Origin of the sequence: Sphingomonas sp. Leaf9, assembly GCF_001421355.1 — a bacterium.
Lineage (GTDB): Bacteria > Pseudomonadota > Alphaproteobacteria > Sphingomonadales > Sphingomonadaceae > Sphingomonas.
The window spans coordinates 52,121-70,690 of sequence record NZ_LMKC01000003.1; the positions used below are offsets into that span (position 1 = coordinate 52,121).

Genomic DNA, 18,570 nt, shown 5'->3' on the forward strand with positions numbered 1-18,570 from the left:
CAGGGACATGGCGAAGGTAGCACCGGAAGGGATCATCACCGCGCTCGACATCGGTACGTCGAAGGTGTCCGCGCTGATCGCGAAGCCGGGCGAGGGCGGCGAACTGACCGTGCTCGGCACCGGCCAGCGTGAGAGTCGCGGCGTCAAGCGCGGCTATATCGCCGACATGAAGGCGACCGAGACGGCGGTACGCGAAGCGGTCGAACAGGCCGAACGCATCGCCGGCTTCAATATTGAGGATGTGTGGGTCAGCTTCTCGGCCGGCGGTCTCGTGTCCGACATCGTGAAGCTGGAGGTCGACCTGGGCGGCCACCGCGTCGAACAGTCGGATATCGATGCGCTGCTGAAGGCCGGTCGCAACGCGATCGATCCGGGGCAGCGCATGGTGCTGCACGCGCAGCCGATGCGCTACACGCTCGACGGTCTCGGCGGCGTGAAGGAGCCGAAGGGCCTGCACGCCGATCGCCTCGGCGTCGAAATCCATGTCGTCGCCACCGAAGGATCGCCGGTGCGCAACCTCGATCTGTGCGTCCGCTCGGCGCATCTCGAAACCAAGTCGATCGTCGCCGCCCCGGTCGCGACCGGCCTTGCCTGCCTGTCCGAAGAGGAGCGCGAACTGGGTGTCGCGCTGGTCGAAATCGGCGCGGGGATCACCAATGTCTCGGTCTTCGCCAATGGCGTCCTGACCGGTCTCGCCTCGATCGCGATGGGGGCCAGCGACATCACCGATGACGTGGCGTCGGCCTTCGGCACCAACCGTGCCCAGGCCGAGCGGCTGAAATGCTTCTACGGCTCGGCCAACATGTCCCCGCGAGACAATCACGACATGATCGACGTCGCCCCGGTTCGCGCGGACGAGGATGCGGAGGGCACGCGCATCACCCGCGCACAGCTGATCTCGGTCATCCGCCAGCGGCTCGACCGGCTGGTCGCCGAAATCTCCAAGGAACTCCGCCGGTTGAACTTCGACGATCCCGTCGGGCGACAGGTCGTGCTGACCGGCGGCGGGGCCGAGCTGAAGGGCATCGCCGACTATGCGCAGCAGGCGCTGGGCCGCCCGGTGCGCGTCGGCCGCGCACGCGGGCTGGTCGCGCTGCCCGATGCGCATTCGGGACCGGGATTCGCGACGCTCGCCGGGCTCGCCATGTTCGCCGCGTCGAACCCGGTCGATCTGCGCGCGTTGCAGCCGACCCAGCAAATGGTGTCGCGCCCCAGCACGGGGGCACTGTTCCAGCGTCTGTTGACCGCATTTCGCGCCAACTATTGACGATTTATTACCATCGGGCCGGGTGGAGGGGCTAGGATCGTCCTTCGGCTTGATGCACAACCGCCTATCGAATTTTGTGCCCGGTGCCGGCCGGGACAGGGAGACCGAGTATGAGCATCGAATTTCTGGCACCCGACGTCGACGAGCTGACCCCGCGCATCACCGTGATCGGCGTCGGCGGGGCCGGCGGCAACGCGATCGCGAATATGATCCGTGCCGAGGTGCAGGGGGTCGAGTTCCTCGTCGCGAACACCGACGCACAGGCGCTCAAGCAGTCGGAAGCGCCGCAGCGCATCCAGCTGGGCGCGAAGATCACGCAGGGGCTGGGTGCCGGCAGCCGCCCCGAAATCGGTCGCGCCGCGGCCGAGGAAACGATCGAGCAGGTGCAGAAGTCGCTTGAGGGCGCGCACATGTGCTTCATCGCCGCCGGCATGGGCGGCGGCACCGGCACCGGCGCCGCTCCCGTGATCGCCAAGGCCGCGCGCGAGATGGGCATCCTGACCGTAGGCGTCGTGACCCGTCCGTTCGCGTTCGAGGGTAAGCGCCGCGCGAAGTCGGCCGAGGCCGGCATCGAGGAACTGCAGAAGTATGTCGATACGCTGATCGTCATCCCGAACCAGAACCTGTTCCTGATCGCGAACGCCAACACGACCTTCAAGCAAGCCTTTGAAATGGCCGATGAAGTGTTGCAGCAGGGCGTGCGCGGCATCACCGACCTGATGGTCATGCCCGGCCTCATCAACCTCGATTTCGCCGACGTGCGGTCGGTGATGCAGGAAATGGGCAAGGCGATGATGGGCACCGGCGAGGCCGAGGGCGACAACCGCGCCATCGAAGCCGCCCAGCAGGCGATCGCCAACCCGCTGCTCGACGGCGTGTCGCTGAACGGCGCCAAGGGCGTGATCGTGTCGATCACCGGCGGCGACGACATGCGCCTGCTCGAAGTGGACGAAGCCGCGAACCATATCCGGGAACTGGTCGACGACGACGCCAACATCATCTGGGGTTCGGCGTTCAATTCCGAGCTGGAAGGCAAGATACGCGTCTCGGTCGTCGCGACCGGCATCGAGGACGAAGCCCCGTCGCAGGCTGCACCGCAGCCGGCACAGGCCGAACCGACCCGCGCCTTCTCGTTCAACGCCCCGCGTCGTCCCGCCGCACCTGCGCCCGCGCCGGTCGCGCCGAGCGGTGCCGCCGCCGAGCATCTGGAAGAAGCGCCCGCGCCGCAGCCGATGGACCGCTTCCCGCAGGGCGCGAGCCAGCCGTCGGCGTCGGAACGGATGGTACCGCACTCGACCTACGACACGCCCGCCACGGCGGCGCAGGACGAGGACGAGCTGGTGCTGGGTGCCGAACAGGCCGCCGCACCGATCCCCGCGCCGACCCCGGCCAGCGACTTCGGCGCATCGTCGAACGACGGTCGCCGCCGCTGGCTGACCCCGGACGCCCCGGTCGAGGCGCCGCGTGAAGAAGCAGCCCCGGCGCGCAAGCCCGGCGGCACGCTGTTCGAACGCATGGCCAATGCCGGCCGCGCGCCGGCACGCGGCACCGATGATGCCAAGGAACCGCTGGACATCCCGCGCTTCCTGCACCGCCAGAACAACCAGTAAGACGCCTGAACTCCTCTCCCCACGCGGGGGAGGGGGGCCGTCCGCAGGACGGTGGAGGGCGTGCCCAACGCGCCGGGTCGCCCAACTCCGCGGGAGGCCATTGTCGGCTACCCCACACGAAACGTCACCCCGGGCTTGACCCGGGGTCCCGCTTCTTCTGCTGTTTCGGCAGTCCAGGAAAGCGGGACCCCGAATCAGGTCCGGGGTGACGAGTATGGGGCAGGGTGAGGTACAGCGGCCATGCGGGCCATGTCCGGACAGACCGAACCACTTTCCTACAACCCGGCATCCTGCCAGCCTGCCGCCTCCCTTCCTGCAACCCCATGGCCGCCTAGGCCAACCGCCACACGACACGCAAAACGCGCACGAGTGTGAACTTTGTGAACTTTGGCCGCCTTGGCCTCGCTTCATCGTCACCACCACTCGCTTCACCGCCGGATCGCGGTCCCGAACATTCCCCGTTCAGTCGTCCCATGGTTAAGCGGGCAGGCCCATGACCCAGCTCCCCACGCTCCGCGCCATCGCCCTGCTGCTCGCCACCGCCGCGCCCTTGCCCGCGCTGGCCCAGCCCGGCGCGATCGTGCAGCCGCTGACGCCCAATGCCGACCGGCTGTCGGAACAGATGCGCATCCTCGGCCGCAGCCCGAACGACGTGTCGGCGCTGGTGGAAGCGGGGCGGCTGTCGGGCAAGCTCGGCGATACCGATGCGGCGATGCAGTTCCTGGCGCGCGCCGAACGGGCGTCGCCCAACGACCCGCGTATTCGCGCCGCGCGCGGCGTCGCTCTGGTGGCGATGGAGCGGCCGGGCGAGGCGCTGGCCATGTTCGCCTCGGCCGAGCGGGCCGGGGTATCGATGACACCCTATCTCGCCGACCGTGGCCTCGCCTACGACCTGCTCGGACGCGGCTCGCTGGCGCAGGCCGACTATCGGCAGGCATTGCGCATGGGCGAGGATGACGAAGTGATCCGCCGTCTCGCCCTGTCGCTCGGCATCGACGGCAATGTGGCCGAATCGACGACGGTGCTGAACCCGCTGCTGCAAAAGGGCGACCGTGCGGCGTGGCGGGTGCGCGCCTTCGTCCTCGCCATGTCGGGCGATGCCGCCGGCGCGGACAAGATCACCGCGAGCATGCTGCCCGGCTTCTCGGCCAGCCTCTCGCCCTTCTTCCGCCGCCTGCCGCAGCTGGCCGGGGCCGACCGCGCGTTCGCGGTCCATTACGGCCGCCTCGCGCCCACGCCGGAGCGGCTGGCCGATGCCCGTCTCGCCCCGCCGCTGCCTGCTCCGGTACGCACCGCGCCGCCGGTTGCGCTGGCGTCGGCCGCGCCGGTGGCGTCCGCCGCCACGGCGCGCACCGCAACCCGCACGCCGACCTATGCCGAACGCCGGGCCGAGCGGCAGCGCGCGGCACAGGCCGCCCAACTCGCCCAGGCCGAAGCCATCCGCCGCGCCGCCGACCTGCAGGCGCAGCAGCTGGCGCAGGCCCGCGCCGACGAAGCCGCGCGCCGCACCGCGCTGGCCCAGCGCCAGCAGCTTGCCGCGCAACAGGCCGAACAGGCCCGCATCGCGGAGGCGACCCGCGTCGAGGCCCAGCGCGTGGCCGCGCGCCAGGCCGAGGAACGCCGTGTCGCTGCCGAGGCGCTCGCCGCCCGCGACCGCGCCGAACAGGCTGCGCGCGCACCGGTGCAGGTCGCCGCCGCCCCGGTCCCGGTCACCATCGTCGACCGCCCGGCGGAACCGACCCCGGCCGCCCCGGTCGAAGTGGCCAGCACCCCGCCGGCAACCCCGCCCGCTGCAACGCCCGCCGCCTCCAGCGCCGCCGCGACCGTCGCCGCCCGCGCACCGTCCAACGACGACGTACTGGCCCGCATCATCCGCAACCTCGACATCCCTGCATCCGAACTGGGCGTCGGCCCGCCGCCGGCCCCGGCCCCGGCCGCGGTGCCGGCCAGCAGCACGACGCTCGCCGCCGATGCCGAGGCTGCCCGCCGCGCGGCGCAGGCGCGCGAAGCCGCCGACCGCGCGGCAGAGGCGGCCGAAGCGAAGAAGCTCGCCGCCGCCCGCGCCGCCACCGCGAAGAAAGCGGCCGAGGCCAAGCGCATCGCCGACGAGAAGAAGGCGGAGGCCGCCGAGGTTGCCCGCCTCGCCCAGATCAAGCGCGCCGACCCCGAACGCCACTGGGTCCAGATCGCCGGCGGCGCGAATGTGGCGGGCCTGCCCGCCGCCTGGGGTGTCATGGCCGCCAAGGCACCGGCGCTGAAGGGGCGGCAAGCGTGGACCACGCCGCTGCGCGCGACCAACCGCCTGCTGACCGGTCCGTTCAAGAGCGATGCCGAGGCGCAGGACTTCGTGAACACGCTGCGCAAATCGGGGGTGCAGGCGTTCGCCTTCTCCAGCGAAGCGGGGCAGAAGGTCGCACGGGTGCCCGTCAAGTGAGGGCATCCTATGCCACCGACCCGCAGGCGCATGGCGGGCGGCTCCACGCTGAACCGGGCGATGCGACGCGCGGTCCCCGCGATGCGTTCCAGCGCGACCGCGACCGAATCATCCATTCGATCAGCTTCCGCCGGCTGCGCCACAAGACGCAGGTATTCATGGCGCCCGATGGCGACCATTTCCGCGTCCGGCTGACCCACAGCCTGGAGGTCGCGCAGATCGGTCGCGCGGTCGCCCGCACGCTGGGGCTGAACGAGGATCTGACCGAGGCGCTGTGCCTTGCCCACGACATCGGCCATCCCCCCTTCGGCCATGCCGGCGAGGACGCGCTGGAGGCAGCGATGGCTGCACACGGCGGCTTTGATCATAATGGCCAGACGCTGCGCACGCTAACCGTCCTCGACAGCCCATACCCGCGCTGGCGGGGGCTGAACCTGACATGGGACACGCTGGAAGGGCTGGCCAAGCATAACGGCCCGATCCCGACGCCGGGCTGGGCATTGGCCGCAGCGGATGCGGCGCACGGCTTGCGGCTGAACGAATGGCCCTCGCTGGAGGCGCAGATCGCGGCGATCGCTGACGACATCGCCTATGACAATCACGACATCGACGACGGCCTGCGCGCCGGGCTGCTGACGCTCGACCAGCTGCTGGAGGTCCCGTTCGTCGCCGCCGGATGGGACGCGGTGCGCGCGCGCTTTCCCGATGTGCCCGCCGATCGGCTGGTCGGCGAGCTCACCCGGTCGCAGATCGGATCGATGGTCAACGACCTGATCGCCGAAACCCGCCGCCGCGTGGGTGCCGCCGGCGTGGGAACCGTTGCCGACGTCCGTGCAGCGGGCCAGTGCCTCGCCCATTTTTCGGCCGACATGGCGGAGGCGGAGCGGACACTGAAGCGCTTCATGTACGCCAATCTCTACCACCATCCGCGCCAATTGGCGGCGGCGGCGATGGCGGAGACGGTCGTCGCCGGCCTGTTCGCGGCCTATCACGCCGATCCGGCGGCGATGCACGACGGCTGGCGCGCGACGCTGCCCGAGGCGGAGCCGGAGCGCAGCCGCCACATCGCCGACTATATCGCCGGCATGACCGACCGGTTCGCGGTGCGCTGCTACCGGGAAGTCGTCGGACCCATCGACCTGCCCGACGGATTCTAGGCCGACTGGCAAACTCCTGCGACAATCGGGGCGTTTAGTCGCCTGTGACGAGCAGCAGTGGAGTCGTGGGCGATGGCGCTGGCGGAGATTGCATGGAACCGGTTCGGGCTGGGTGCGCGCGGTGACGCGCAGCCGCCGGCGGACCCGAAACGCTGGCTGACCGACCAATTCGTCCGCTGGACCCCGCGTCCGCCGGCGCTGGCCGGCGTCGCGACGACCGCTGTCGCGGGACAGGCGGTGGCGCAGGCGCAGGCCGAGCTGCGCATGGTCCGCCAGGAACGCCGCGCGACCCAGGCAACGGCCAAGCCCGACGAAATGCCGATGGCGGCGGACCCGCCCGACAACCGCGCGGCGCAGATCCGGCGCGGCGTCCGCCAATTCTACCTCGACGGTGTGGCCGCGCGCACGGCGGCGGCAGTCGCCAGCGACACGCCGTTCGTCGAACGGCTCACGCATTTCTGGTCGAACCATTTCGCGGTGTCGGCGGACAAGCTGGAGGTCACCGGCCTTGCCGCCGCGTTCGAATTCGACGCGATCCGTCCGCATGTGCTGGGCAGCTTCCACGACCTGCTGATCGCGGTCGAACATCACCCGGCGATGCTGCTCTATCTCGATCAGGCGCAGTCGGTCGGCCCCGACAGCCCGTTTGGCCAGCGGCGGATGGGCGGTCGCGTCGGCCTGAACGAAAATCTGGCGCGCGAGATTTTGGAGCTCCACACGCTGGGCGTCCGCACCGGCTATGACCAAGGCGACGTCACCGAACTTGCGCGTGCGCTGACCGGCTGGACGGTGGCGGGGTTGGGCAGGGGCGGGGCGCGCGCCGTGCCGGGCCAGCCGGGTGAGGCGGTGTTTGCACCTGCGCTCCACCAGCCCGGCGGGCGTCGCCTGTTGGGGAAGGACTATGCCGAGGGCGGCGCCGAACAGTCGGCAGCGGTGCTTGCCGACCTCGCGGTCCATCCGGCGACGGCGAAGCATGTCGCGACCAAGCTGGTCCGCCACTTCATCGCCGACGATCCGCCCCCCGCCGCCGTCGCGCGGGTCGAGCGGGCGTTCCTGACATCGCGCGGTGACCTGCCGACCGTCTACCGCGCGCTGATCGCCGCGCCGGAGGCCTGGGCGCCCGGCACGCCGAAATTCCGCACGCCCTGGGACTGGACCGTCGCGGCGCTGCGCGCAATCGATGCGCCAGCGACCGAGGGGCGGGGGCTGGTCAACCTTTTCGGCCAGCTCGGCCAGCCGATCTGGCGACCGGGCCAGCCGATCGGGTTCGACGACATCGCCGCCAGCTGGGCCGGACCCGACGCGCTGATGCGCCGGATCGAGGCGGCCGAACGCCTCGCCGGGCGCCTGCGCGAGCCGCCCGATCCGCGCGCATTGGCGGCGCGGCTGTTTCCCGACAGCCTCGCGCCTGCCACCGCGACCGCCATCGCCCGTGCCGAAAGCCCCGCGCAGGGCCTCGCGCTGCTGTTCGTCGCACCCCAGTTCCTGCGGAGATAAGCCATGACCGACCGGCGACATTTCCTGATCGGCGGGGCAGCGGTCCTGTCCGCCGCCTTTGCCCCGCGACTCGCCTATGCCCGCGCCGCGACCGACCGGCGCTTCGTGTTCATCATCCAGCGCGGGGCGGCGGATGGTCTAGCCATGGTCATGCCGACCGGCGATCCGGGCTTCGCACCCTTGCGCGGGGTATGGGCGGAGGATGCGGCGGCGGCGCGCAAACTGGACGCGATGTTCGCGCTGCATCCAGCGCTCACCGGCATGGCGGGCCTATATGATAGCGGCCAGGCGCTGTTCGCCCATGCCGTCGCCTCGCCCTATCGCGACCGGTCGCATTTCGATGGGCAGAACGTCCTCGAAACCGGCGGCGCCGCTGCCTACGCCGTGCGCGACGGCTGGCTCAACAGGCTGCTGACGCTGCTTCCGCGCGAAGATGCCCGCGCCATCGCCGTCGCCGCTACGGTTCCGCTGGCGCTGCGCGGGGGGCGGGAGGTCGCGTCCTACGCCCCCTCCGCGCTGCCCGATGCGTCGGGGGACCTGATGGGCCGGGTGACGCAGCTCTATGCCGCCGACCCGCAGCTTCACGCGCTCTGGGCACAGGCGATGCAGACCCGGCAACTGGCGCAGGAGGCGGGCACCGATGCCGGGCGCGATGCCGCCGCCACTGGCGCGCTGGCGGCACGGCTGCTCGCCCCGGCGGACGGCGCGCGGATCGCGATGATCGAGACCGGCGGCTGGGACACCCATGCCGGGCAGCGCGGACGGCTGAACACGCAGCTGAAGGCGCTCGACGCAATGGTCGGTGCGCTCAAGACCGGCCTCGGCACGGCATGGCACCAGACGCTGGTGCTTGTCGCGACCGAATTCGGCCGCACCGCGCGGATCAACGGCACCGGCGGCACCGACCATGGCACCGCGACGGCAACGATGCTGCTGGGCGGCACGGTGCTGGGCAAGCGGGTCCTCGCCGACTGGCCGGGCCTGACGAAGCTCTACGAGGACCGCGACCTGATGCCGACCACCGACCTCGACGCGCTGATCGCCGGGGCGGTGGCGGGCCATTTCGGGATCGATCCGGCACGGGCCATGGCGACGCTGTTTCCGGGCAGCACGGGCCGGCATCCGGTTGCGGGACTGATCCGGGCGTGATCCTTTGCAGGGGCGGCGGTATCGGCTAAGCGGCGCGTTTGGATCAACCGACCGGAACCGCCATGACGCTGTACCCCCGTTTCTTCGCCCATCTCGACCGCGCGCTCGACACGCTCGTCGCCCGTGGCGACCTGCCGGCGGGGCTGGAGCGACGCGCGATCACGGTCGAACCGCCGCGCGATACGACGCATGGCGACCTGTCGACCAATGCCGCGATGGTGCTGGCGAAGCCCGCAAAGACCAATCCGCGCGCGCTGGCCGAACTGCTGGTCGCCGAACTCGCCGGTCTGCCCGAAGTGGCGAGCGCGTCGGTGGCCGGCCCCGGCTTCATCAACCTGACGCTGACCGACGATACCTGGCGGGGCGAACTGACCGCGATCGCCGATGCCGGTGACGCCTATGGCCGGTCGCAGGTCGGCGCGGGGCAGGTGGTGAACATCGAATATGTCTCGGCCAATCCTACGGGCCCGATGCACATGGGCCATTGCCGCGGCGCGGTGGTCGGCGATGCGCTCGCCAGCCTGCTCGAATGGAACGGCGCGCGCGTCATTCGCGAATATTATGTCAACGATGCCGGCGGACAGGTCGCCGTCCTCGCCCGCTCGGCGCACCTGCGCTACCGCGAAGCGCTGGGCGAGACGATCACCATTCCGGAAGGGCTGTATCCCGGCGACTATCTGGTCCCGGTGGGGCAGGCGCTAGGCGCCGAATACGGCGATCGTTACGTGAACGCGCCCGAGGAGGAATGGCTGACGCTGTTCCGGACCAAGACGGTCGCGGCGATGCTGGAGATGATCCGCGCCGACCTCAAGCTGCTCGGCATCCATCACGACGTCTTCTCGTCAGAAGCCGAACTGCAGGCGGCCGGCAAGCCCGAAGCGGCCGAAGCGTGGCTGCGCGCGCGCGACCTGATCTATGACGGTGTGCTCGAAGCGCCGAAGGGCGAGTTGCCCGACGACTGGGAACCGGTCGAACTGCCGCTGTTCCGCTCGACGAAGTTCGGCGACGATCAGGACCGCCCGATCCGGAAGTCGGACGGCAGCTGGACCTATTTCGGTGCCGACCTCGCCTATCACTTTCAGAAGGCGCAGGGTGCCGACCAGCTGATCGACATCTGGGGCGCGGACCATGCCGGCACCGTTAAGCGGATCGTCGCGGCGGTGCAGGCGCTGACCGAAGGCAAGACCCGTTTCGACGTGAAGCTGGTGCAGATGGTGCGCCTGCTGCGCGGCGGCGAACCGGTCAAGATGTCGAAGCGCGCGGGCAATTTCGTCACGCTTGCCGACGTGGTGAACGAAGTCGGCAAGGATGTCGTCCGCTTCACCATGCTGACGCGCAAGGCCGATGCGCAGATGGATTTCGACTTCGCCAAGGTGGTCGAGGCGTCGAAAGACAATCCGGTCTTCTACGTCCAATACGCCCATGCCCGCGTCCATTCGCTGGTTCGCCGCGCCGCCGAGGCCGGGATTGCCGAGGACGCGAACGCCGATCTGTCCCGTCTCGATACGGTCGAGCTGGCGCTGGTGAAGCGCGCAGCGCAGTTTCCGCGGGTGGTCGAAAGCGCGGCGGCGGCACGCGAACCGCATCGGATCGCCTTTTATCTCTATGACTTGGCCGCCGAGTTTCACGCCGCGTGGAACCTTGGCAATGACGATCCGTCCCGCCGGTACCTTCAAGCCGACGACGCCGCGCTGACGCAGGCACGGCTTTTCCTCGCCCGCGCGATCGGGCAGATTATCCGCAACGGCCTGGCCATCATGGGTGTCGAGGCGGTCGAGGAGATGAAGTGATGGCGGACATGATCGCATCCGGCGATCCCGACCACGAACGCCTGCCCTGGCTGGAAAGCGCGGAGCCGGAGCCCGAACCCGCGCGTCCGATCTGGCGCACGGTGCTGATCGTGCTGATCGGGCTGCTGATGGTCGCCACGATTGCCTTTGCCTTGCTGCGGCAACGCGGTGCGCCGACCGCCAGCGGCACCGGCGACCTGATCGCGGCGCCCGAAGGACCGTATAAAACCCGCCCGCAGGAAGCCGACGGGATGCAGGTGACCGGCGACAGCGACACCGCCATCGCCACCAGCGAAGGGGCGACCGGCGGCAACGCGTCGGTCAACCTCAACGCGGTGCCCGAAGTGCCGGTGCAGGGACGCGCCGCCGCGCCGACTGCCGGCCCGACCAGCAGCGGAACGGGACGGGTGGCCACCGCCGTGCCGACCACCTCGACCAAGCTGGAGGCGCGCGCGCCGGCCGCTGCCCAGCGGGTTGAAACCGCGCCGGGGGCGGGCGGTTCGGTCGTGCAGCTCGGCTCGTTCCCCAGCGAGGGCGTGGCTAACACCGCGTGGAACCAGTTGTCGCGCCGCTTCGCCTATCTCGCCCCCTTGGGCAAATCGGTGCAGGCGGCGGAGGTGAAGGGCAAGACCGTCTATCGGCTGCGCGTAAATACCGGCAGCGCGAACCAGGCATCGGACCTGTGCGGGAAACTCAAATTGGCCGGAGAGAATTGCTTCATAGCCCGGTGACATACCCCGGTTGCCGTGGTCGGAAGCCTGCGGTAGCCGTCACCCATGAAGCCCGTTATCTTCGGCCTGTCCGGCCCGACCCTTACTCCGGACGAAATCGCCCTGTTCCGCGCCGCCGATCCGCTCGGCTATATCCTGATGGGGCGCAACTGCGTCGACCGTGACCAGATGCGCGCGCTGACCGACGCGCTTCGCGATCTATCGGGCCGGGCCGATCTGCCGATCCTGATCGATCAGGAGGGCGGGCGCGTCGCGCGGATGAAGCCGCCGGTCTGGCCGGCCTTTCCGGCACCCTCGGCCTTCGCCGCGCTCTACGATCGCGCGCCGTCCTCGGCCATCGCGGCTGCCAAGGCCAATGGGCAGGCGCTGGGCGTCATGCTGGCGGAGGTCGGCGTGACCGTCGATGCGACGCCGCTGCTCGACGTGGCGCAACCCGACATGACCGGGGCGATCGGCGACCGCAGTTTCGGCGCGGACCCGATGCAGGTCGCAGCACTTGGCCGGGCTACGCTCGACGGGCTTGCGGCGGCGGGCGTCGTTGGCATCGTCAAGCATATGCCGGGCCATGGTCGCGCGACCGTCGACAGCCACCTCGAACTACCGCGCGTATCCGCTGCCGACGACGCGCTGGAACAGGACATCGCCCCGTTCGCCACGCTGGCGTCCGCGCCGATGGCGATGACCGCCCATGTCGTGTTTGACGCATGGGATGCGGAGCACCCGGCCACGCTGTCGCCGACCGTCATTCGCGATGTGATTCGCGGCCGGATCGGCTTCGACGGGCTGTTGATGACCGACGATATCGACATGAAGGCGCTCAGCGGCGCCCCGGCGGACAAGGCGGCGGCGGCGATCGCGGCGGGGTGCGACGTGGTGCTCGACTGCTGGGCACGGCTGGACGAGATGACGGCCATCGCGGATCGGCTGGACGAGATCGCCCCCGCATCGCGCGCACGGCTCGACCGGGCGATGGCCGGGATCGGCAAGGCCGGCGCGATGGAGATCGCCGGCCTCATCGCCGCGCGGGACCGTCTGCTGGCCATCGCCTGACGCGATAACCGCTTCTTAACGCGCCCGACCTATCCTCATGGCGCGGAAGGACCGGACGATGCTGCCGACAGAGCCACTGCAACTCCACCATAGCTGGCCGATCATCGAGCGCGGTGTGCGCCTCGCACACGGGGTGCTTGATATCGGCTGTCGTGCCGCCACGATCGGCGATGGCCCGTTCTGCTGCGACCTGATCGACGGCAAATTGTCGTGGTCCGCCGCGACCTTCGCGCTGTTCGGCTTGCCGGCCGACACCGTACCGACCCGCGACAGGGTGCTGCCGATGTACCGCACCGATTCGCGCTCGGCGCTGGAGCGGCTGCGCGCCCACGCCATCCGCCACCGCCGCGGCTTCACGATCGATACCGAAGTCGACGCCCCCGGCCAGCCGCTGCGCTGGATTCGCATCGTCGCGGTGCCGGAGGTCGAGGGCGGCCGCGCGGTGCGGCTGCGCGGGCTGCATCAGGACGTAACGCACGAATATCGGTGACGGATCGCCCTGCCGCCCGGTAGGGTCGCGGCCATGGATGGCGACGCCCCGGTATTTACGATCGAACTGGACGGGTGGGAAGGGCCGCTCGACCTGCTGCTGGCGCTCGCGCGAACGCAGAAGGTTGATCTGCGCCGCATCTCGATCCTCGCGCTCGTCGAACAATATCTGCGCTGGATCGACCGGGCGGCGGCGCTGCGGCTCGAACTGGCGGCCGACTGGCTGGTGATGGCCGCGTGGCTCGCCTATCTGAAATCGGCGCTGCTGCTGCCGCGCGAACCGGACATGGACCCTGATCCGGAGGAGATGGCGCTACGGCTGCAGCTTCGCCTGGAACGGTTGGATGCAATGCGCGAGGCCGGGGCACGGCTGATGGCGCGCGACCGCATCGGCCGGGATGTGTTCCTGCGCGGTGACCCGGAGGGGCTGAACATCGTGCGCAAGGCGCGGTGGGATGCCGGTCTGTACGATCTCATCGAAGCCTATGGCCGGGTCAGCGCGCGTACCCGCCCGGTGCTGCACGTCGTCGCCACCCGCCCGGTGATGACGCTGGACGTCGCGATCGAACGGGTGGAGGCGATGCTCGGCACACGGATCGACTGGACCTCGATCGCGGCGTTCCTGCCCGCCGATGCGGACGAGCGCTATCGCCGCTCCGCACTCGCCTCGACCTTTCTCGCGACCCTCGAACTCGCGCGGCAGGGGCGGGTGGCGATCCGGCAGGATGCGCCGTTCGGGCCGATCGACGTGCGGAGGATCGCATGACCGATCCGTTCGTCCGCGCGGTGGAGGCCGTGCTGTTCGCCAGCGAAACGCCGATGACGGTTCCGATGATCGCCGCCTATGTCGGCGATGGCGACGTGCGCGCGGCACTGGCAACGATCGAGGCGGACCATGCAGGCCGCGGCTTTGGCCTTGTCCGGCGGGGCGAGCATTGGCATTTCGAAACCGCGCCCGACCTTGCCCATTTCCTGCGTCGCGACCGTGACGAATCGCGCCGCCTGTCGCGCGCCGCGATCGAGACGCTGGCGATCATCGCCTATCACGAACCGGCGACCCGCGCGGACATCGAATCGATCCGGGGGGTGCAGATATCGAAAGGGACGATCGATGTGCTGCTCGCGGCCGGCTGGGTCCGCCCGGCGGGACGGCGCGAGGTTCCGGGGCGTCCGCTACAGTACACAACGACGCAGGCGTTTCTGGACCATTTTGGCCTCAATACCCGCCGTGACCTGCCGGGAATCGAGGATTTGCGCGCGGCGGGGCTGCTCGACCCAATCGACGATGCCTTTGCAAGCGTGCTGGAAAGCGGCGACGATAGCGACTAAGTGAGCGGCAACGATATGTTTCGCTTGGAGTGTGGACGATGGGTGGTCTTAGCATTTGGCACTGGCTTATCGTCGGCGTCGCCATCTTGCTGCTGTTCGGCAAGGGTCGTTTTTCCGACATGATGGGCGACGTGGCCAAGGGACTGAAGAGCTTCAAGAAGGGCATGGCCGAGGACGATGATGTTCCCCCGCCGCCGGCGCGCCCGCGCGAACGGCTGGAACAGCGCCCGCTCGACAGCGCCTACGACCATGATCTGCCGCCGCGCGATCCGGTGCATCGCGATCCCGTTCGCGACGACCGCCCGCACGGCGACCGCTGACCTTTTGTTCCCTGGCGGGCCATGTGCCCGCCTGACCCCGAGCGCCGATGTTCGATATCGCTCCCACCGAATTGATGGTCGTCGCGCTCGTCGCGCTGGTCGTCATCGGTCCCAAGGATTTGCCAAAAGCCATGCGCATCGTCGGCCTGTGGGTCGGCAAGGCGCGCGGCGTGGCGCGCCAGTTCCGCTCCGGCTTCGACACGATGGTGCGCGAGGCCGAACTGGCGGAAATGGAAAAGAAATGGGCCGAGGAAAACGCCCGGATCATGCGCGAGCATCCGACCGATGCGCCCGCCGCGGTGCATCCGGTCGACGCACCATCGCCGCCACCGCCAGTGCATCCGGTCGACACGCCTTCGCCATCGCCGCCGGTGCATGATCCGGCACCGCACGACGATGCGCCTGCGTCGGTGATGGTCGAACGGCCCGAACTGCGCGAGGCACCCGGCGATCAACCGCCCGCCGCCGATGGCAAGGCTCCGTCATGAACGATATCGACGACAGCCAGGCCCCGCTGCTCGATCACCTGATCGAACTGCGCCGCCGCCTGCTCTATTCCGCGCTGGCGGTCGCCGTCTGCTTCGGGGTCTGCTTCTATTTCTCGCACCAGATCCTGACGTTTCTGGTCAAGCCGCTGCTGGCGGCGGGACAGACGAAGCTGATCTTCACCCAGATTTTCGAGGCGTTCTTCGTCCAGATCAAGGTCGCGTTCTTCGCGGCGATGATGCTGTCCTTCCCGGTGATCGCCAACCAGCTGTGGCAATTCGTCGCACCGGGGCTGTACCGCAATGAAAAGCGCGCGCTGTTCCCGTTCCTGATGGCGACGCCGGTGCTGTTCATCGCCGGTGCCGCGCTCGCCTATTATGTCACCATCCCGGTCGCGCTGCATTTTCTGCTCGGCTACCAGGGCAATCTGGGCGGTGTGCAGCAGGAGGCATTGCCGTCGGTCGAGGCGTATCTGTCGTTCGTGATGCAGTTCCTGTTCGCGTTCGGGCTGGCATTCCTGTTGCCGGTGCTGCTGATGCTGCTGGAACTGGCGGGCATTGTTACCCGCAAGCAGTTGGTCGGTGCGCGGCGCTATGCGATCGTCGGGGCGTTCGCGATCGCCGCCGTCGCGACGCCGCCCGATATCGGATCGCAGTTCCTGCTCGCGGTGCCGCTGATCCTGCTTTACGAACTGGCGCTGATCGCGATCTGGTTCACCGAGAAGCGCCGGGCGAGGCAGGACTCGACGGCGGCGGAGGAAGAGGCGGCCTGACGGCCAGCCTTTCTACTGCGGAATGAAAAGGGCGACCCGGACATGATCTGGGCCGCCCTTTTCTTTGCCAGATAACCGGCGGATGCAGTTACTTGCTATCCTTCGCGGCGCCTGCAACGGCATTGCCCGCCGACGACACGTCCTTGCCGACACCCTCGACGGTGTTGCAGGCGCTGATGGCAAGGGCGCCGGCAACGACGGCGAGGCTCAGGATCTTACGCATGTTCTTCTCCGGTATTTCGCGGGGCCTGCCCGCTTCCGGGAAAGGAATGTCCGACGAAAATATTCGTTCCGGAACGGCAATGGAATAGGCACCAAAAAAGCGACCCACCGGTGTTAGCCGACGGGTCGCTTAGGTAAAAACCAGTATATGGGCCCGGTGGCGCTACCGGGGGGGGGGGAGGGTTTACGCCGACCGGGCCCTTTTAGCGGATAGCGAGAGCGGGGGGGCATAAATTCGCTATCCGAAGGTGATAACGGCAAGCCCTATCCTTGGTTCCGGCTGCCCGGCGTCTTTTTTTTGGAAAAGAACGTCAGCTGGGAAACGCGCCGCACTTCTTGGTCTGCCAGATACCCTTGCGCCAGCATTTCGGGTTTTCGAACTGGTACAGGCGCACCGGGCGCATATACGGGATCTGGCGGGTGAACTGCTGTTCGCCATACGCCACCAGCGAGTTGCGCAGCTTGCGCATCCGCAATTCGGCGAATTCACCCAGATAGCCGCGCGGCACGAACAGCGCTTCCTGTCCGATCTCGTTCGCCGCCTGGCAGAAGCCGAGCTGCGCCGACACGGTCGAAAAGCTCGAATAGACGCGGGTGCCGAACTGGTCGAGCGCGGTCTGCCCGGCCTTCAGCGATCCGGTCGTCCGGTCGAAATACTTGTCGAGCGCGGCGTAGCTATCCTTCAGCTCGTCGGCATGGTTGAAGAGCAGGGCGTTGTAGTTGTCGAGCGTCAGCATCGTCGGCTCGAACTGGCACTGCAGCGCAGCGACGTTCAGTGCCGAGCGCAGGTTCCACAGCACGGCGGCGCGCAGTTCCGCCGGGGTAGCACCCGGAAGCGCCTGCGACGTGATGCCGGGCTCTTCCCCCGTGACGCGCGGGCCTTCCATGTCGAAGGGCTTGAAGAAAAATTGGGCCGACGCGGGGGATGCCGCGACGGTCAGGGCGGCGGCAGCGGCCAGGACCAGGGTACGCACTACGCTCATCTCTTCCTTTCACGGCGCGACGGCGCCAGGGCAGGCAGCGATGGTTAAGGCGTTTTTGACGGGGACCCAAGCCCCATCTTGCATCCGTCGCGCACGTTTCGCCGCATGCAGGCGTAACGACCCGGCTAGGCCGGGCATGCCCAACGAAAAGGGCCGCCCGGTCGCCCGGACGGCCCTTCGCCAGAATAGCCGAAATCGGCTGATTACATGGCGTTGGTCATGCCAGCTTCGTTCGACATCATGGTGTCGTTCGACATCATCATGCTGTCGTTCGACATCATCATGGTGTCGTTGCCCATGGCGCCGTCAACGGCGGTCATGTTGTCCGACATCGTGCCGTCCATCATGTCGGTCGAGTTCAGGTCGGTGATCGTTGCGTTGTCGGCAGTGGTTTCGGTCTTGCCACCGCAAGCCGACAGCGCCAGTGCTGCGCCGGCGATCATCGAGCCGGTCAGAATCTTCGAGAATGCACGCATGGTAAGCTCCCTAAGCTATGGATAGGCGGCATTTCTTGCCGTTAATACCCAATCCGCGCTGGACATTAGTCGAAGGGGTGTCCGCCCTCAAGCCTCTTTCGCAGGAGGGTACAGCCCGTCCAGAAACGCCGGCAGGCCGGCGGCGAGCGCATCGTCGAACATCTCAGGGTCGACCGATTTCCCCAGCGCCGCTGCGCTGGTCACGGGAAATTCGGCGATCCCACACGGCACGATGCCCCCGAAATGTGACAAATCTGGGGCCAGATTGACCGAAAATCCGTGCAAGGTCGCCCAGCGGCGGACCCGGACGCCGATCGCGCCGATCTTTGCCTCCTGTCCGCCGTCCGCCGTCCAGATGCCGATCCGGTCGGGCACGGCATAGGCATGGATGTCGAAGGTCGCCAGCGCACCGATCACCCACGCCTCCACCGCATGGACGAAACGGCGGACGTCGCGCCCGCGCCGGGTGAGGTCTAGCATCAGATAACCGATGCGCTGCCCCGGCCCGTGATAGGTATAGCGCCCGCCGCGCCCGGCGGCATGCACCGGAAAGCGCGGGTCGAGCAGCTCGGCCGGGTCGGCGCTGGTGCCGGCGGTGTAGAGCGGCGGATGTTCAAGCAGCCAGATCAGCTCGTCCGCATGGCCATCGGCGATGGCGGTCGCGCGCGCCTCCATCGTGGCGAGCGCCGACGGATAGTCGATCTGTCCGGTTTCGGGGCGCCATTCGATCCGCTGGGCGATCGCGAAGGGCGGTATGCTGGGGTCAGGGGCCATTTTCATTCGGGGTCAGGATGGGTACAGCGTCCAT

19 protein-coding genes are annotated in these 18,570 nt (G+C 68.6%); 15 read left to right on the forward strand and 4 right to left on the reverse strand.

The window, feature by feature from the left end; translation table 11 throughout:
• The first annotated feature begins 7 nt into the window (after positions 1–7).
• The 15 genes from ftsA (at position 8) to tatC (ending at position 16,081) form a co-directional block, all read left to right on the forward strand.
• Entirely contained in the window at positions 8–1,267 is a 1,260-nt protein-coding gene (ftsA, locus tag ASE58_RS08110; protein ID WP_055755658.1) for a cell division protein FtsA, read from the forward strand.
• Between the two features lie 110 nt (positions 1,268–1,377).
• On the forward strand, positions 1,378–2,877 hold the full coding sequence (ftsZ, locus tag ASE58_RS08115; protein WP_055819792.1) for a cell division protein FtsZ: 1,500 nt from the start codon (positions 1,378–1,380) through the stop codon (positions 2,875–2,877).
• Between the two features lie 493 nt (positions 2,878–3,370).
• Positions 3,371–5,311: an SPOR domain-containing protein gene (locus ASE58_RS08120; protein ID WP_055819795.1), complete on the forward strand. Its 1,941-nt coding sequence runs from the start codon at positions 3,371–3,373 to the stop codon at positions 5,309–5,311.
• On the forward strand, positions 5,308–6,468 hold the full coding sequence (locus ASE58_RS08125; protein WP_055819798.1) for a deoxyguanosinetriphosphate triphosphohydrolase: 1,161 nt from the start codon (positions 5,308–5,310) through the stop codon (positions 6,466–6,468). The genes ASE58_RS08120 and ASE58_RS08125 overlap by 4 nt, the downstream gene beginning before the upstream one ends.
• A 57-nt stretch (positions 6,469–6,525) precedes the next feature.
• A complete protein-coding gene (locus ASE58_RS08130) occupies positions 6,526–7,965 on the forward strand; it encodes a DUF1800 domain-containing protein (RefSeq protein WP_327196334.1) in 1,440 nt (479 codons plus the stop codon).
• A 3-nt stretch (positions 7,966–7,968) separates the two neighbouring features.
• Entirely contained in the window at positions 7,969–9,114 is a 1,146-nt protein-coding gene (locus ASE58_RS08135) for a DUF1501 domain-containing protein (protein WP_055819801.1), read from the forward strand.
• A gap of 62 nt (positions 9,115–9,176) precedes the next feature.
• On the forward strand, positions 9,177–10,904 hold the full coding sequence (argS, locus tag ASE58_RS08140) for an arginine--tRNA ligase (protein ID WP_055819804.1): 1,728 nt from the start codon (positions 9,177–9,179) through the stop codon (positions 10,902–10,904).
• Positions 10,904–11,635 carry an SPOR domain-containing protein gene (locus ASE58_RS08145; protein ID WP_235513542.1) on the forward strand — a complete coding sequence of 244 codons (732 nt, stop codon included), beginning with the start codon at positions 10,904–10,906 and terminating at the stop codon, positions 11,633–11,635. Before argS ends, ASE58_RS08145 begins: the two co-directional genes overlap by 1 nt.
• Before the next feature lie 45 nt (positions 11,636–11,680).
• Positions 11,681–12,685: a beta-N-acetylhexosaminidase gene (nagZ, locus tag ASE58_RS08150; protein WP_055819808.1), complete on the forward strand. Its 1,005-nt coding sequence runs from the start codon at positions 11,681–11,683 to the stop codon at positions 12,683–12,685.
• Between the two features lie 58 nt (positions 12,686–12,743).
• Complete coding sequence (locus tag ASE58_RS08155; protein WP_235513543.1) at positions 12,744–13,175, forward strand: hypothetical protein; 432 nt, start codon at positions 12,744–12,746, stop codon at positions 13,173–13,175.
• A 33-nt stretch (positions 13,176–13,208) separates the two neighbouring features.
• On the forward strand, positions 13,209–13,940 hold the full coding sequence (locus ASE58_RS08160; protein WP_055819813.1) for a segregation and condensation protein A: 732 nt from the start codon (positions 13,209–13,211) through the stop codon (positions 13,938–13,940).
• Complete coding sequence (scpB, locus tag ASE58_RS08165; protein ID WP_055755679.1) at positions 13,937–14,503, forward strand: SMC-Scp complex subunit ScpB; 567 nt, start codon at positions 13,937–13,939, stop codon at positions 14,501–14,503. Before ASE58_RS08160 ends, scpB begins: the two co-directional genes overlap by 4 nt.
• A 38-nt stretch (positions 14,504–14,541) precedes the next feature.
• Entirely contained in the window at positions 14,542–14,823 is a 282-nt protein-coding gene (locus ASE58_RS08170) for a twin-arginine translocase TatA/TatE family subunit (protein ID WP_055755681.1), read from the forward strand.
• Positions 14,824–14,870: 47 nt separating this feature from the next.
• Positions 14,871–15,311 carry a Sec-independent protein translocase protein TatB gene (tatB, locus tag ASE58_RS08175; RefSeq protein ID WP_055819816.1) on the forward strand — a complete coding sequence of 147 codons (441 nt, stop codon included), beginning with the start codon at positions 14,871–14,873 and terminating at the stop codon, positions 15,309–15,311.
• The gene (gene tatC / locus ASE58_RS08180; RefSeq protein ID WP_055819819.1) at positions 15,308–16,081 is read left to right on the forward strand and encodes a twin-arginine translocase subunit TatC; all 774 of its coding nucleotides are present in this window, start codon (positions 15,308–15,310) and stop codon (positions 16,079–16,081) included. Before tatB ends, tatC begins: the two co-directional genes overlap by 4 nt.
• A gap of 88 nt (positions 16,082–16,169) precedes the next feature.
• On the opposite strand, the gene ASE58_RS08185 is transcribed toward tatC, so the two are convergent.
• The 4 genes from ASE58_RS08185 to lipB all read right to left on the reverse strand — a co-directional run bounded on the left by ASE58_RS08185 (position 16,170) and on the right by lipB (position 18,536).
• Positions 16,170–16,304 carry an entericidin A/B family lipoprotein gene (locus ASE58_RS08185; RefSeq protein ID WP_055819822.1) on the reverse strand — a complete coding sequence of 45 codons (135 nt, stop codon included), beginning with the start codon at positions 16,302–16,304 and terminating at the stop codon, positions 16,170–16,172.
• 310 nt (positions 16,305–16,614) lie between these two features.
• Positions 16,615–17,286 (reverse strand): hypothetical protein, encoded by a 672-nt coding sequence (locus tag ASE58_RS08190; RefSeq protein WP_055819825.1) that lies wholly within the window; start codon positions 17,284–17,286, stop codon positions 16,615–16,617.
• Between the two features lie 203 nt (positions 17,287–17,489).
• Entirely contained in the window at positions 17,490–17,762 is a 273-nt protein-coding gene (locus tag ASE58_RS08195) for a hypothetical protein (protein ID WP_055755690.1), read from the reverse strand.
• 87 nt (positions 17,763–17,849) lie between these two features.
• Complete coding sequence (gene lipB / locus ASE58_RS08200; protein WP_055819829.1) at positions 17,850–18,536, reverse strand: lipoyl(octanoyl) transferase LipB; 687 nt, start codon at positions 18,534–18,536, stop codon at positions 17,850–17,852.
• Positions 18,537–18,570 lie beyond the last annotated feature (34 nt).